We start from the raw sequence: 15,402 nt of genomic DNA, 5'->3' as shown, positions 1-15,402 counted from the left end.
TTATAATAGTTAGAACGTCACTTGGTTGGGAATTTCGGTTTTCCCGCTTGGGGCAATCCCAACCATTACCGACCAAAAAATGCCATCACTGAAGAATGCGAGGTTTATCTCGCAACCAGTAAAAATAGTATCTACACAGCACCTTACAATAGGGAATTATAGAAAGACATATTATGGCAGGAAATAAGTCTCTGCACGCTGCGAATAGAGCAAAGCAGGATGAATTTTACACACAACTCCCGGACATCGAGAAAGAGCTAAAGCATTATAGGAAACATTTTCGCGGCAAGACTGTTTACTGCAATTGCGACGATCCCACCATCAGCAATTTCTTTCGCTACTTTCGCCTGAATTTCGCGAAACTTGGACTCAAAAGACTGATCGCAACCTGCTACAAAAATCAGCAGTCAGACCTATTCAGTAAACACGACATGGAAACCGCTGCCGGACTTGAGTATGTCGGCAATGAAACAGAACCCACCGTATTTCAACTCAAGGAAAATGGCGATTTCAGGAACCGGGAATGTATTGAGTTGCTTAAACAGGCAGACATTGTGGTTACAAATCCGCCGTTTTCATTGTTTAGGGAGTATATCGCGCAACTGGTTGAATACGGCAAAAAATTTGTCGTTATTGGGAGCATGAACGCGATAACATACAAAGAGGTATTTCCCCTAATCAAGAGTGGCAGGTTGTGGCTTGGTCATGGTCCGGCTGGCAAAGATATGCTTTTTGATGTGCCGGAAGACTATGCGACAGAATTGGTTAGAAACAAGAAGGAGGGCAGTGCCTACCGACTGGTGGATGGTGTCATCAAGGGCCGATTGGGGAACGCTGTTTGGTTCACCAACCTCAACCACAAGAAGCGAAATGAAGAATTAATTTTGTTCAAACGATATTCACCAGAGGAATACCTTAAATACGATAACTATGATGCCATCAATGTGAATAAAACGGCTGATATTCCAGTAGATTATGCTGGAGAAATGGGCGTGCCGATTACCTTTTTGGACAAGCACAATCCCGAACAGTTTGAAATTATTGGTATGGACCGACCTCTCATAACCCAGCTAACAGGCAAGCAGAGTAGATTTAAAATCAAAGGCAAAGAGATTTATGCTCGCATAGTCATCCGCAACAAAAGGATACGGCAATGAAGATCGAACAACTCGACCTCACAGTGCGAGAGATTGTCGAGGATTACGACGACGCTGGCGAGGGCGGCGTAACCGGGTACGGCGGCAAACTGGATATACGTCCGCCATTTCAACGGGAGTTTATCTACAACGACAAGGAACGCAACGCCGTCATTGACTCCATCCTGAAAGGATTCCCGTTGAACGTGATGTACTGGTCAGATCGGGAAAACGGAGAATTTGAAATCATTGACGGACAGCAGCGTACAATCTCCGTTGCTCAGTATGTGGATGGTGATTTCTCGATTGAAGGTAAATACTTCCACAATCTCCCATCAGACAAACAAGAATTGATATTGGATTACAAGTTGATGGTCTACGCCTGTAGTGGGGCAGACAGCGAGAAGTTGGAGTGGTTCAAGACGATCAACATTGCGGGAAAGGAGTTGACCACCCAAGAGTTGCGTAATGCTGTTTACGCCGGAACTTGGTTGTCAGATGCCAAGCGATATTTTAGTCGGAACGGTTGCGTTGCATACCAAATCGGCAATGCCTATGTCAAGGGCAGGCCAATCCGACAAGAGTACTTGGAGACAGTGATTAAGTGGGTCAGCAAAGGCTCAATTGAAGACTACATGGGGACGCATCAGCACGACGAAGACGCGTTGCTCCTATGGGAGTATTTTCAATCGGTGATCGATTGGGTTGAATCCACTTTCACGAACACAAGACCAAAAATAATGAGGGGCGTAGATTGGGGTTCGCTGCACAACCACTTTGGAGACGCCGACCTTAACGCTGAAAAGATTGAGCAGGAAACCGCCCGCCTTATACTTGACGATGATGTGACACGGAAAGCGGGGATATACTCTTACATTCTGACTGGCGAGGAGAAGCACCTGAACATACGCGCCTTTTCAGACAGCATGAAGCAAAAGGTCTACGAAACACAGTCAGGCATTTGTGTTAGGTGTGACGACAAATTCACAATCAAAGAGATGGAAGCAGACCATATCACACCCTGGTCCGAGGACGGCAAGACCACCGAGGATAACTGCCAGATGCTTTGTAAAAAGTGTAACAGGGAGAAGTCCGCACGATAATCAGACCGCCCCTGTGCCCAAGTCAGGGGTTTATTCATGAATTAATGAGCATCTGAAAAGGGAACGGAAAAAATGAAGCCCATTTTTTTATCTTATGTCCGTGAGAATGAGGAAATAGTTGACAAATTCTGCCAAGAACTTATATCACGCGGCCTCAAAGTCTGGCTGGATCGGCAGGATCTCAATCCGGGAAGCCGCTGGAAACAAGAGATTCGGAAAGCCATTCGCGAAGGGGCTTTTTTCGTCGCTTGCTTCTCAAAAGAACAGAATAAGAGTGATAAGACTTACATGAATGAAGAACTAACAATCGCAATTGATGAACTACGTCAAAAACCCTCTGAGCGAATCTGGTTTATTCCAGTCAAGTTAAACAGATGTAAGATTCCTGATCGTAACATTGGTGGAGGGGAAACCTTAAGAGACTTGCACTATATTAATCTTTACAAAGATTGGGATGTCGGCATACAAAGTATACTTAAAGTTGTTCAACCCGAACCATCTGGACCTACTAAACATGAAAATACTTCCGGAAACCGGGTTGACTCGAACACTGCCACGGATTTTTCTGAAGGGTGTATAGATCAAGATAGCACTAATGCAGAGAACACCTTTGACACAGAAAAACGGGATAATAATGCAAAAAAAGTAACGGAGAACTCCCTAAAAGGATTCATTACCTATTCACATGAAGATACTGCAGCAAAGGAGGAATTGCGAAAACGCCTTGCCGTCATGGAAGAGAAAAATGAACTCACCACTTGGCATGACGGTGAAATTACTGCGGGCGACGAATGGTATGAAGATATTTCTAAAAATCTTGCAGAGGCGGATATTCTCCTCTACCTCGTGTCAGCAGCGAGTCTTGCCTCCAAAAATTGCAACAAAGAGTTAGCAGAGGCATTAACCGCAGACATAAAAGTCATTCCAATCATTCTTGAGCATTGTGATTGGCAGCAGCATAAGCTCAGCGACTTTGAGGTTCTACCTCTCAAAGGTAAACCGATTTCCCAATGGGAGGATCCGAGCGAAGGCTGGCAAAATGTGGTGGATGGTATCCGGGCAGCCATTAACAAAATGCAGGTTCAGGCAAAACCCTCTGTCCATATAACACCCGAGGAAATGGAGACTCTATCCAATGTGAAACTACAACAGGGAAACTTCCTGATGATGGTAAAACAAATGGACCAGGCGATAGCAGCATACTCACGTGCAATTGAACTTAACCCCAAACTTGCCGAAGTCTATAACAATCGCGGTATTGTTTATGCGGAAAAGGGTGAACTTGACTGCGCTATTGATGACTATGAAAAAGCGATAGAACTCGACCCCAAATTTGCCGAAGCCTATAGCAATCGCGGTGCTACTTATAGTGAAAAGAGTGAATTTGACCGTGCCATTGCAGACTGTAACAAAGCCATAGAACTTAACCCTAAACTTGCCAACGCCTATAATGGGCGCAGTACTGCTTATAGGGCAAAGGGTGAATTTGACCGTGCCATTGCAGACTGTAACAAAGCCATAGAACTTAACCCTAAACTTGCCAACGCCTATAATGGGCGCAGTACTGCTTATAGGGCAAAGGGTGAATTTGACCGTGCCATTGCAGACTGTAACAAAGCCATAGAACTTAACCCTAAACTTGCCAACGCCTATTGTGGGCGCAGTGCTGCTTATGGGGCAAAGGGTGAATTTGACCGTGCCATTGCAGACTGTAACAAAGCAATAGAACTCAACCCCAAACTTGCTGATGCCTATAGCAATCGTGGGAATGTTCACCACAAGAGAGGCAAGATAGACAAAGCCATTGATGATTATAACAAAGCGATAGAACTCAACCCCAAACTTGTCCAAGCCTATTACAATCGCGGTGCTACTTATGGAGCAAAGGGTGAATTTGACCGTGCCATTGATGACTGGAACAAAGTCATAGAACTCAACCCCAAACTTGTCCAAGCCTATTACAATCGCGGTGCTACTTATGGAGCAAAGGGTGAACTTGACCGTGCCATTGCAGACTGTAACAAAGCAATAGAACTCAATCCCAAACTTGCCGATGCCTATTACAAACGTGGGATCGCTCACCTCGGAAAAGGTGAACTTGACCGCGCCCTTGCAGACTATAGCAAAGCGATAGAACTCGACCCTGGGCTTGCCAAAGCCTATAACGATCTCGGTGCTGTTTATGCGAAAAAAGGCGAACTTCACTCCGCTATTGTCAACTTTACCAAGGCGATAGAATTTGACCCTGATTACACCGAAGCATACATCAATCGCGGGATAACGTGGTTATACCTGCAAGAATGGGAAGACTTCAGATCAAACTTGTCAACTGCCAGAAATGTAGGTATAGATATCGCCATAGGTTTTCGTAATGCCTGCGGAAGCGTCGCCAACTTTGAGCGGATAACAGGAATTCAGTTGCCCGCGGACATCGCCGCAATGCTAACCCCCAGCAGTTGAGGGAAAACCATCTGAATCATTGAGGAAGCAGATCGGACAGATTTTGAAATCCGCGTCATCCGTGTAATCCGTGAAAATCCGCGATTCAGACAATTAACTGAAGTCTGTCTTGAGAAATCTCTGTTTTTGTAGCGTAATCTGTTAGATTGCGTTTGTGTTTGCACAAAATCTCACTGCGATGCAAGTTTATGCGAAAAAAATACTGAGAATAATCAATCCCGTCAATTTCTTTCATGCATCACATACCGCTCCGCTGGAGCGGAAGAGGTATGAGGACGTTTCCAGATGCGGATGTCATTTCCCTTGAAAATGAGATTGACCGTGTGGTATATTCTTTATATGGGTTAACTGCTGAAGAGATTGCGATTGTGGAGAAGAACCAATGAGCAAGCCGCTAAAGATTTTCATAACCTACGCGCATAAAGATACAGAGGCAAAGGACGAATTGATAATTCATCTTGCCGTGCTGAAGCGTGAGGGATTAATAAACCTCTGGCATGACAACGAAATTCTGCCGGGCGACAAGTGGCATGATGCTATTTTCAGCAACCTTGCTGACTCGGACATTCTGCTCTACCTCACCTCTGCTTATAGTCTTGCCTCTGAAAACTGCAATAAGGAATTAGCTGCTGCTTTGGATGCAAACACCAAGATAAGAGTTGTTCCAATTATCCTTGATCACTGTGATTGGGGAAACCATCAACTCAGTGATTTCCAAGCTCTACCAGATAAAGGCAAGCCGATTACTGATTCTTCAGTATGGAAACGTGAGAGTGAAGGCTGGAAAAGTGTGGTGGATGGCCTCCGAAAAGTTGTTAGCAAAATGCAGTCTCAGATGGATTCTCCATCCATTACATCTGAAGCGGAACTACGCGCTGAGGTGGCGTTTGAGCGAGGTAATAGCCAGTTCTTCCTCGGGCAAATAGACACGGCAATAGAAAATTACTCAGAGGCAATTAAACTCACCACCCGTCATGCTTCTCCTTATAATAACCGTGGGACTGCCTACGCCAGCAAAAGTGAACATGATAAAGCTATTGAAGATTATACCAAAGCAATAGAAATCGAGCCAGAGGATGCCACGGCCTATAATAACCGTGGGACTGCCTACGCCAGCAAAAGTGAACATGATAGAGCCATTGAAGACTATACCAAAGCAATAGAAATCGAACCAGAGTGGAGCGTGGCCTATTACAGTCGTGGTAGAGTTTACGACGAAAAGGGTGAGATTGACAAAGCCATGGAGGATTATAATAAAGCAATACAACTCAGACCGAATTTTCCCCAAGTCTATTGCAATCGTGGCAATATTTACTATAAAAAAGGTGAGGTTGATGAGAGCATTGATGACTATAGTACAGCAATAGCACTAGACCCTAAGCTTGCCAAAGCTTATAACAACCGCGGCACTATTTACAAAATAAAAGGTAAGGTTGATAGAGCACTAACTGATTATAACAAGGCAATTGAACTCAATCCTAATGATGCTAAGGTTTACTACGCTCGTGGGAGTACTTACGGAAAAAAAGGTGAACTTGATCTCGCCATCTCGGACTATAGTAGGGCGATACAGTTCGACCCCAAGTTTGCTGCAGCTTATAATGATCGGGGTACTGCTTATGGGATCAAAGGCGAATATGACCTCGCCATCAAAGATTTTAACAAGGCACTCGAACTGAAACTGAATTTTCCCGAGGTCTATAACAATCGCGGCTATCTGATTCTTGACGAAATTACGGTTGATAACACTATAGACCCGAACTCATATTATGCCGCAACCTATAGTAATCGCGGGCGTGCTTACAGTGGCAAGGGCGATTTTGACAGTGCCATTGAAGATTATAACAAAGCAATACGCCTCAATCCAGAACTTGTCAAAACTTATCACAATCGAGGCAATGCTTATCTCGCAAAAGGCGATTTTGATCTCGCCATTAAAGATTTTAGCAAAACGATAGGACTCAACCCTGCTAATGCTACAATCTACTACCATCGTGGTGCTGCTTACATCGAAAAAGGGGAGCTTGACCTGGCCATCAAGGACTTTACCAAAGTTATATCCTTCAATCCGGATTTTGCCGAAGCCTATTACAATCGAGGCACTATGTACGGCCACAGAGATGATTTTGACAGTGCTATTGAAGACTTTAGCAAAGCGATACAGTTGAAGCCAAGATTTGCTGAAGCCTACAGCAACCGCGGATATATTTTGATGGAAAAAGAGGAGATTGATCGCGCCATCAGAGACTATAATAAGGCAATAAAACTCAATACCAAGTTTTCTGAAGCCTATATTGGTCGTAGCAGTGCTTATTTCATAAAAGGTGACTTTGATCGCGCCATCAAAGACCTTGATAAAGTACTACAGTTCAATCCCGATGATATTATAGCTTATTACAAACGAGGCCTTGCTTATTTTTCCATAGACAAAGTTGATCAGGCCATCATTGACTTCAGCAAGGTTATAGAACTCCAATCTGATAATGCCATGGTCTATTACCTAAGAACTAAGTCGTGGTTCATCCTAAGAGAATGGGAAAAAGCCAAAACAGACCTAAAAACTGCCAGAGAACTGGGGTTAGACATCATCAGTGTATTTCACCAAGACCATGGAAGTATTGCCAACTTTGAACAGTCAAAAGGCGTTCAGCTGCCCGAAGACATCGCCGCGATGTTGACACCCCCATAGGCATAAATCGTCTAAATCGCGGATTATACGAATGACGCGAATTTCACGGATTTTTTTCGATCTGATCTATCCGTTGAGTATCCTTAAAATTGTCCAAAGTTTAGTAGAATATAGAAGGAGATTGTCATGTTGAGATCAGGAAGAAAAGACTTTATGATAAGTGGTGATGGGCTTATTCCAAACTCTGAACTTGATTCTAACCGAGATAGACCCTTAATTCCTGATGAAATTGAGACCTGTGAAGAATGGCTCACAGAATACAGTGAAACTTATTCAAAAATAGGAAATGAGAGTTCATATTCTTTAAAACATAGAGTAGAAGATTGGGCGGATACATACGTTTCAAACGGGGCATTTATCCAAGCGGCTCATAACCTTGGCTATCGCATTAAAGTCATTAATGATGGTCCGAATGCATATTTTGGAATAAAGTTATTGATTTCGGAGGAAAAATGGAAATATGTACGACCCACCGGTTTTTCAAGATGGCTTTTTAAGAAAAAAGATGAGGACTCTGTCATTAGTCACTTAGCTGGAGATGCCTATTTCGATGATACTTGGCCTCGTAAAGCAAAGAAACCTATTGATTTTTGGGATTATCTGAAATCTTTGAATGCATCCGAGGGGGCGATCAATACCTTATGCACAGCATGGGAAGCCTATTCTGGCGAAAAAGCACCGTACCCTAACGATGAAGTTATTGAAAATTGTGAGGTGTTCTATGATACATCAAACGGGCAAATTATAAATTACGGGGACGAATACCCAAAAGCACCGGATGAAACTACCTATATCTACGTCTTATTTGAGGAGGTTAATGACAGCAGGAAGGTTAAATACGTCGGGCAAACTGACGATCCATCTACCAGACTTAAAGCACACATTACCTGTCCAGGAACTATTGATAAAGTTAAATGGATTGGAGGTTTGTTAAACAATGACCGTTATCCAAAAATGGGAATAATAAAATCTGTTCCTATTAGTGAAGCATGGATTTTGGAACGGACATATATGTACGCTTTTGAAGATTTAGAGAGAAAAATGGATCAGAAGCGAGGTGAGATATTACTGAATAAAGTCTACTAAACGATAATATTATTTTTCTATTTTCCCAGAGGCATTCACTTTTCTGGAAAACCATCCAAGTCCCAAATCGGTTGCGGATAAAACGCATATCTAAAAAATCCGCGTCATCCGCACAAACTAACGCTTTATACTACATGAATCCTGAGTCTGGCAATTAACACCAAGGGAGGCACAGCCCATTATGCCCAACACTGTCGGAATCTTAAGTCCTGGTGATATGGGGCACACTGTCGGGAACGTCCTTCGTGAAAACGGTTTGCGCGTCATAACCTGTCTGCACGGAAGAAGTCAACGCACCCATGAACTCGCTGAGAAAGCAGGTATTGTGGATGTGCCGACGTATCCGCAACTTGTTAGCGAAGCTGACCTTATCCTCTCAATTATGGTACCTGCACAGGCGATGTCCGCTGCGTCCGCAGTCGCGGAAGCATTGCAGGAGACCGACACAACGCTGACATACACCGACTGCAACGCCATCGCACCCCAGACGGTTCGCAAATTGGGAAATGTGATCACCGCCGTAGGTGGAACTTTTGTTGATGCGTCCATTATCGGCCCGCCCCCTCGCACACCGGGAGCAACACGCTTCTACGCATCGGGACCGAACCTCGACACATTCTCCGAACTCAACAATTACGGGTTAGATGTGCGCGCGCTTGGCGACGAGATAGGGCTTGCGTCTGCGATTAAGATGTGCTACGCCTCCCTAACGAAAGGATTGACAGCACTCTGCACAGAGCTGCTCACTGCAGCATCGGTTTTGGGGGTTTCGGACGCATTGACCGCAGAGTTTCAATTGAGCCAATCGGCACTTTTTGAGCGGATGGAGAGAGGATTGCCGAGCATGCCACCGAAAGCGAGACGTTGGATAGGTGAGATGGAAGAGATTTCAGCAACTTTTGAACACGTCGGACTGACACCGAATATCTTGACAGGCGCGGCGGATATGTACCGCTTTGTTGGCGACACACACCTCGCGGATCTACCACCGGAAGCTCGCGACGAATTCCCGACTTTAGCCGAACTGATTGAAATCTTGGCGGAAAACCTGAAATTGAAGTAAAGAATGGTATCCATTGTGCGTGTAGGATACTGTGCCGTTGGCTTGTTATGCCAAGTCTTACGGATCGTAAGTGGGTTTGGATCAAAATTTGTATGTAGCACCGAAAGTGAAATTAAATGGGAATCGCACAGGACTCTTATACTCCGAGGTTTCTAAATCTAACGGAAACTCTTCGGAGTCTGTCTTTTTAAATTCTGTGACGAGATTATCAGGGAAACTGAAATTTATCTTATTTTGGCTGTTATAGACGTTCCAGACTTCGATGAATTCTGTTACAGGGATACCCCATTGCGTTCTTTGACGACTCAAACGCAGATCTAAGCGGTGATACGCCTGAAATGCAGCGGGCGCAAGTGCACCTGTGACATCGGAGAGGAGGGGATGCATACCGAGCGTGACTGGGTCTTGGATCATCAGGAGTGTGCTTAGCGGAACTGCAGCGGTTCCACTGACATATTGCCACTTTGCGCCAATGCTGATTTTGGGTGTTGGACTGTAGTTAGCAACGAGACTGGCAATGTGTGTATTGTCGAAAAGAAAGGGTTTGTAGGAGGCGTTGAGGGTCTCACGCCGTTCTGCATGGGTGTATGCGTAGGAGAACCAGCCGAAAAACTTTTCGCTCACACGGTGCCGTAGGAAAATCTCTGCCCCGTTTACAAAACCTGTTCCTTGATTGCGATAGGGTGTTGTGAGAACTGTGTTGGTATTGTCAAAAAGTGCATCGACATTGACAGATCGGGTGACTAATTTTTCCATGTCTTTGTAATAAAGCGCGAATTTGAGTTGTGTTTGTGGAGAGAGTTCATGCTCTAATTCGACAACATAATGTTCGGTGATACTCGATTTCAGGTCTCTGTTTCCGTTCGTTTTGAGGACTTGATACGCGAAGGGGCTCTGTTCATATCTACCGTAGGCGAATCGGAGGGTAGAGGTAGTAGGGAGTGTTAAGCTAAGGCTGCCACGCGGTTGAATGGAGAGTTTTTCTGTCAAATTGAGGTAATCGAGCCGCACACCGAGTGCAATGGACAAAAAGGCTAACGGATCATAGCGGGTCTGTAGGTATCCTTCTGCCTGCTGAAAACTGTAATGAAATGTGTCGAATTTCTCTTCCCAAACGAGTTTCTCATCATCGAAACTGATGATCTCTGGGAGAAAGGTATGTGTGGTACTTTCTGCAGGGCTGAAGGCGAAAAGAAATCCTTGCTCAAGTCGGAGTTTCGGTGTAAGTTCGTAGGAAAGGTCTTCGCGAAGGGTATACGTTGGGACGTTGACTTGGACTGATGAGTAGATGAATTTTTCATTTGCCGATGCTTCGTCTTGACTTGGATCACCACCGAGATTGATATTCAGGAAATTATAGGAATGGGTAAGAGAGAGATGGGACGTGAGTCTATCAGTGAGATGTGAGCGTAGGTGTACCCCTTCTGCCTGAAACCCGTTCTTGAAATATGCGGAGGACCGGGTGTCGGAGAAGTCGAAATGATCTGTCGCACCGATACCATTAAGGGTTAGGTGATGTTTTTCGGTGAGTTGATATGCAAATTTGAGTTGATAATCCGACCAAGTCGGAAAGGTCCAATCAAAGAATAATCCTAAGAGGAGGTCAAGGGTGGTGAAACGTCCAGCGATGGATGCGTACCCTTTATCTCCGATTTTGGTTTCAAAGAACCCGTAGGGAGATATAAAGTTGAGGTCTAAAACCCCTGCTCTTTGTTTATTCAAACGTTCGCGCGTTTTGATGTCAATAACCGATTGCGAATCTAACCCGAATTCTGCCCCGTAACCAGCTGCGTACACATAGATATTTTCGATACTGTCCGAATGCGTTGTTGAGAAGAATCCACCAAAGTGGAAGGGATAGCTGAGCGGAGTCCTATCCACATAGATGCGCGTATCGCCGGGCGCACTTCCGCGGATATGGAGTGCTCGGAGAAAATCGTTGGGGACACCGATTCCCGGCAGTGTCATGATCGCTCTAAGTGCATCACTTCCAGCACTGGGAATCTGGACGAGTTCGCTGCCTCGCATCACTTTACGGCTAATCGTTGGCGGAAGGCTTTGCCCTTTCACAAGGACTGTTTCAAGTTGGACAGTTGTTCCAACGTATATTTTCACCTGCTTGGTCTCACCCGCGGTTACCTCTATTTTCACAGTGGCTGGGGTTTTGGACGTTGGATGCATAATTGACAGGACATAGGTGCCGGGTGCGATGCCAATAAACTGAAAGTTTCCAGATGCATCGGTTTTTGTCGACACATCAAGCTCGGTGAAGTGCACTTCTGCCGCAGCTAAGGGCGTGTCGGTGTCCTGTGAGTAGACGGTGCCTTCTACATCACCCGTAGTCGGCGAGATAGGCTGTCGGATGCTTTCCGGCATACCCTCTTGAGCAGTGTTCGTTTCGGCAAACACAGAGTAGGGTATCATGATGCCAATAAATAGGACGAAGAATAAGCAAGATTTCATGGATGAGTTTCAACTTCCTTTAGGATAGGTTGTGAGTGGTATAAACAGAATGAGATACTTGAAAAACGTCACTCTCGGCATGCTGAATAACATGCTTATCGCCTATGCAGTCGCGCAAGCGTTTGCGGATCACACTGAAACCTTACGGTTTCTCAAAAATAGTCTCGTCTAATGCGCTGTCAATCTCTGTTTTTGTAATGGTGTAATTGACCGTTAGCGCGCCGTCTCCAATGAAGATTTCATAGGAATTGGGCAACATTACGCCTTCATAATCCGTATAATCGTCGTAGTGAAGGACCGCGATAGCATTTTTCGCGTTTAGACCTGTATAGGTGGTTTTCGCTCCGATGAGTAGGTTAGAAGCTTTATCGATATAGAATATATCTTCCGTGTCAATAACTCGAATCACCAAGCATTCCTTACCTCGGAACAGTTCATCGTCAATTTGTTGAAATACACTGTTCCCAAATTCTTCGTAGATTGCCTGCAATGGATCCATATAGGTTGTGCTTCTGGCACGTCCATACTCTGTTTCTGGAAGGATTGTTGGACTGTTTCCCATAACGGATTGCCAACCCCCTACACCATTCCAGACGCTGGTTTCTCTGAAAAGTTCACCGAAGTCTTGTTGGTTGTACGATTTTTTTCCAACGACTGCTACTATTTCAACGCGACCCGATTCGTTCACAGGTTGTCCATTCCATTGTGTGAGTTGGGCGTCACCGGAGCGTCGGACATTCCGAATTTCTGAGAGCCTCGCGAGGCCGCCAATCGCATTAAAGTGTGATTCAAGAGTATCATTAAGTTTCATGTCTGTACCCCTCCTTTTATGGGTGCCGTTGATATTTCCGAACTGATTTCGGACATCCGGCTTTGATGGCAGATCACGGACAACAGGTGTGTCAATAATCTCGACTGTCATTTCGGATGTAGCATCAAAGTTGTAAGGCTGCTGGAAACGCGTGAAGTATTGGTTACTGATGCCGAGCATCATCACAACGAAAATAACAGTTGAAGTTGCAAGTGCCCACGTGATAACTGGTGGTTTTCCACCGGTAGGTGGTAGCGGTTTGATACGTGGAATTTCGCGCATGACGTTTTCTGTTAAATTCGGAGACAGTTGAAAACTGCTGAGTACTTCTCGAATCATGGGTTCGTACTGTTTTAAGCGTTCCCGGGCACGATGAACACGCGTCGCGACAGTATTGACTGATACGCCTAAAAACTCACTTATCTCCGCATACGTCATTTCACCGAAGTAATAGAGCGTCAGAACGGTACGATCGCTTTCCTTCAATTTCGCCAATAAGTTTTTAACCAGTTCGCGTTTAGTTTCCGTTGCACTTTCTGCCTGCTCTGCAGCGACGTGTTTGGAATATGAAGGGCTCTCTACCATTGTTATATCTACCTCCTCCAATTGTTCTGTCTGGATCCTTTTCTTTCGGAGCCACGCGAGGCAACAACGATTGGCGATGACATAAAGCCACCCCGGAAACTGAGTCGGATCTTTCAGTGTCGCTAATTTCCGGTAGACTTGTAGAAACGTCTCCTGCGTAATATCTTCAGCGATATGGAAATCGCCAATCTTCCGCCATGCAAGCGCGTGAACCCGCTTCTGGTACTTCCTAACCAAGCACGCGAAAGCAGCATCATCGCCTTCAAGGATACGTTGGATCAGTTCAGCATTGTTATTTCTCATCAAACGCCTCAAAAAAGAAAGTGCCTTATTTGGTATATAGTGACGCGACTTGTGGATAAAAACTTACACAATTCCGCGAAAAAAATCGTAGAAGAAGCAAATATCCTCAAACATACAGGGCTATTTGGTTTTTGGATAAAAAAATAAAAACCCCCTGATAAGGGGGATTTAGGGGGTTAAGAATGAAAAATTCTACACGCCTTGCGAAATTAGTGCAGAAAAATGTTCATAGATATAACTGAATTAGGACTTACGCAATAATGTTTGACATAACCTCATAGAATCGGTCTTGGTATATTCTCGTGATGTCGTTTTTTCAACAATACCTCTGTCAACAACTGAAATCTCCTGCCATATAAATCACTGATGCGTAAGTCCTAATAAAAATAGCAAAGGGTATGAATTTTTGGTATCATTCTGTTCGCAATGCCTCAATTGGCGAAATTTGGGACGCTCTCACCGCTGGATAAAGCCCAAAGGCAATACCAATGCACGCTGAAATACTAACAGAAACTGCCATCCATTGTGGTGAGATCACAACTGGCCATTGCGGAACAACTTTAACGATTTTGACAGCGATGTTTGAACAGGCATATCCAATCCCTATGCCAAGTCCAATACCCAATAAGCCCCCGATACTGCACATCATAACCGCTTCAATCAGAAATTGTAAAAGAATATCGCGTCGCTTGGCTCCAATGGCGCGACGGATACCAATTTCTCGTGTACGCTGATTCACTGAAACCAGCATCATGTTCATAATGCCAATGCTTCCAACAAACAACGAAAACCCAGCAATACTGCTGAGCATGATTTTGATAATTCGGCTAATTCTATCGAGTTCTTTTACTGCTGCAGTCGCGAAACTAATATCAAAGAAGTTGTCTTGATTGCGATGTCGTTTTCTTAGAACGGCTTTCACTTCTTCAGCGGCTTTTTCGATGGAATCGTTGTCTACTGCTCTGATGTTGATATAATTGACATGACGTTTGCCTTTGAATCTGTCTTGTGCGGTGGTTAGAGGTATGAACACAATGTCGTCCCAACTAAATCCGTATTGAAGGCTTGTGCCGCGTTTCGCCATAACGCCTAAGACGGTAAAGCGGTCAGGTCTTCCCCCTTGTAGTGAAAGTTTAATTTCTTTACCGATGGGGTTCTGATTTCCAAACAGTTCTGTTGCAACCTCCGTACCGAGTGTACAGACTTTTCGTCGATGATTGAATTCATCTTCGGAAAAAAAACGTCCCTGCTGAATTTGCCATTGCATCCCTATAGGAAAATAAGAATTAACGCCATCATACTCCGTCCATTTTGTAGCACCATCTTCAGACTGCGCGAGCACTTCATCAGCGATACTCGGTACCACAGATTCAACAGTAGGACATTCGGCTTCAATTGCCAAAACATCTTCGTATTTCAGGTGTTCACCGCTGCGGTTTGGAAAGACGCGGTCGCCGCGCCATATCCACGGATTCCGACGGACAAAAAAATGACCGCCATACTTTTCAAACTCTTGCATGACAATGCGCTTCGCACCATCGCCGATAGCAAGCATTGCCAACACAGCGGCAACGCCGATGATGATACCCAACATCGTCAACGCCGACCGCATTTTTTCCTGTAGTATGACAGAGAGTCCTGTTGAAAATCCCTCATAAACTTTCACTTCCCTGTTCCTCATTCAAATTTGTGTTGAGGTTGAA

Annotated in this window: 10 protein-coding genes; 7 read left to right on the top strand and 3 right to left on the bottom strand. The window is 44.7% G+C overall.

The window, feature by feature from the left end; genetic code table 11:
• The first annotated feature begins 173 nt into the window (after positions 1-173).
• The 6 genes from OXH00_05685 (at position 174) to OXH00_05660 (ending at position 9,537) form a co-directional block, all read left to right on the top strand.
• Positions 174-1,157 carry an adenine-specific methyltransferase EcoRI family protein gene (locus tag OXH00_05685; protein ID MCY3740492.1) on the top strand — a complete coding sequence of 328 codons (984 nt, stop codon included), beginning with the start codon at positions 174-176 and terminating at the stop codon, positions 1,155-1,157.
• Positions 1,154-2,239, top strand: a complete 1,086-nt coding sequence (locus OXH00_05680) for a DUF262 domain-containing protein (GenBank protein MCY3740491.1) — start codon at positions 1,154-1,156, stop codon at positions 2,237-2,239. Before OXH00_05685 ends, OXH00_05680 begins: the two co-directional genes overlap by 4 nt.
• 72 nt (positions 2,240-2,311) lie before the next feature.
• Positions 2,312-4,699 (top strand): tetratricopeptide repeat protein, encoded by a 2,388-nt coding sequence (locus OXH00_05675; protein ID MCY3740490.1) that lies wholly within the window; start codon positions 2,312-2,314, stop codon positions 4,697-4,699.
• Positions 4,700-5,081: 382 nt separating this feature from the next.
• Complete coding sequence (locus tag OXH00_05670) at positions 5,082-7,388, top strand: tetratricopeptide repeat protein (GenBank protein MCY3740489.1); 2,307 nt, start codon at positions 5,082-5,084, stop codon at positions 7,386-7,388.
• Between the two features lie 126 nt (positions 7,389-7,514).
• Positions 7,515-8,474: a YozE family protein gene (locus tag OXH00_05665; protein MCY3740488.1), complete on the top strand. Its 960-nt coding sequence runs from the start codon at positions 7,515-7,517 to the stop codon at positions 8,472-8,474.
• 181 nt (positions 8,475-8,655) lie between these two features.
• Positions 8,656-9,537, top strand: coding sequence for a DUF1932 domain-containing protein (locus OXH00_05660; GenBank protein MCY3740487.1), 882 nt, complete (start codon positions 8,656-8,658; stop codon positions 9,535-9,537).
• Between the two features lie 81 nt (positions 9,538-9,618).
• On the opposite strand, the gene OXH00_05655 is transcribed toward OXH00_05660, so the two are convergent.
• Positions 9,619-12,000 carry a carboxypeptidase-like regulatory domain-containing protein gene (locus tag OXH00_05655; protein ID MCY3740486.1) on the bottom strand — a complete coding sequence of 794 codons (2,382 nt, stop codon included), beginning with the start codon at positions 11,998-12,000 and terminating at the stop codon, positions 9,619-9,621.
• Between the two features lie 49 nt (positions 12,001-12,049).
• On the opposite strand from OXH00_05655, the gene OXH00_05650 reads away from it, so the two are divergent.
• On the top strand, positions 12,050-12,172 hold the full coding sequence (locus OXH00_05650) for a hypothetical protein (GenBank protein MCY3740485.1): 123 nt from the start codon (positions 12,050-12,052) through the stop codon (positions 12,170-12,172).
• Here OXH00_05650 and OXH00_05645 read toward each other — a convergent pair.
• Positions 12,143-13,699 carry an RNA polymerase sigma factor gene (locus OXH00_05645; GenBank protein ID MCY3740484.1) on the bottom strand — a complete coding sequence of 519 codons (1,557 nt, stop codon included), beginning with the start codon at positions 13,697-13,699 and terminating at the stop codon, positions 12,143-12,145. The two genes, OXH00_05650 and OXH00_05645, sit on opposite strands and share 30 nt — an antisense overlap.
• A 412-nt stretch (positions 13,700-14,111) precedes the next feature.
• Positions 14,112-15,365: an ABC transporter permease gene (locus tag OXH00_05640; protein MCY3740483.1), complete on the bottom strand. Its 1,254-nt coding sequence runs from the start codon at positions 15,363-15,365 to the stop codon at positions 14,112-14,114.
• Positions 15,366-15,402 lie beyond the last annotated feature (37 nt).

It is taken from the genome of Candidatus Poribacteria bacterium, assembly GCA_026706025.1.
Lineage (GTDB): Bacteria > Poribacteria > WGA-4E > WGA-4E > WGA-3G > WGA-3G.
This window is presented reverse-complemented; position numbering and strand designations above follow the sequence as displayed.

Bases quoted from the DNA above. Each gene is read 5' to 3' on its own strand.
- OXH00_05685 (MCY3740492.1), top strand. From the start codon at position 174: ATGGCAGGAAATAAGTCTCTGCACGCTGCGAATAGAGCAAAGCAGGAT.
- OXH00_05680 (MCY3740491.1), top strand. From the start codon at position 1,154: ATGAAGATCGAACAACTCGACCTCACAGTGCGAGAGATTGTCGAGGAT.
- OXH00_05675 (MCY3740490.1), top strand. From the start codon at position 2,312: ATGAAGCCCATTTTTTTATCTTATGTCCGTGAGAATGAGGAAATAGTT.
- OXH00_05670 (MCY3740489.1), top strand. From the start codon at position 5,082: ATGAGCAAGCCGCTAAAGATTTTCATAACCTACGCGCATAAAGATACA.
- OXH00_05665 (MCY3740488.1), top strand. From the start codon at position 7,515: ATGTTGAGATCAGGAAGAAAAGACTTTATGATAAGTGGTGATGGGCTT.
- OXH00_05660 (MCY3740487.1), top strand. From the start codon at position 8,656: ATGCCCAACACTGTCGGAATCTTAAGTCCTGGTGATATGGGGCACACT.
- OXH00_05655 (MCY3740486.1), bottom strand. From the start codon at position 12,000: ATGAAATCTTGCTTATTCTTCGTCCTATTTATTGGCATCATGATACCC.
- OXH00_05650 (MCY3740485.1), top strand. From the start codon at position 12,050: ATGAGATACTTGAAAAACGTCACTCTCGGCATGCTGAATAACATGCTT.
- OXH00_05645 (MCY3740484.1), bottom strand. From the start codon at position 13,699: ATGAGAAATAACAATGCTGAACTGATCCAACGTATCCTTGAAGGCGAT.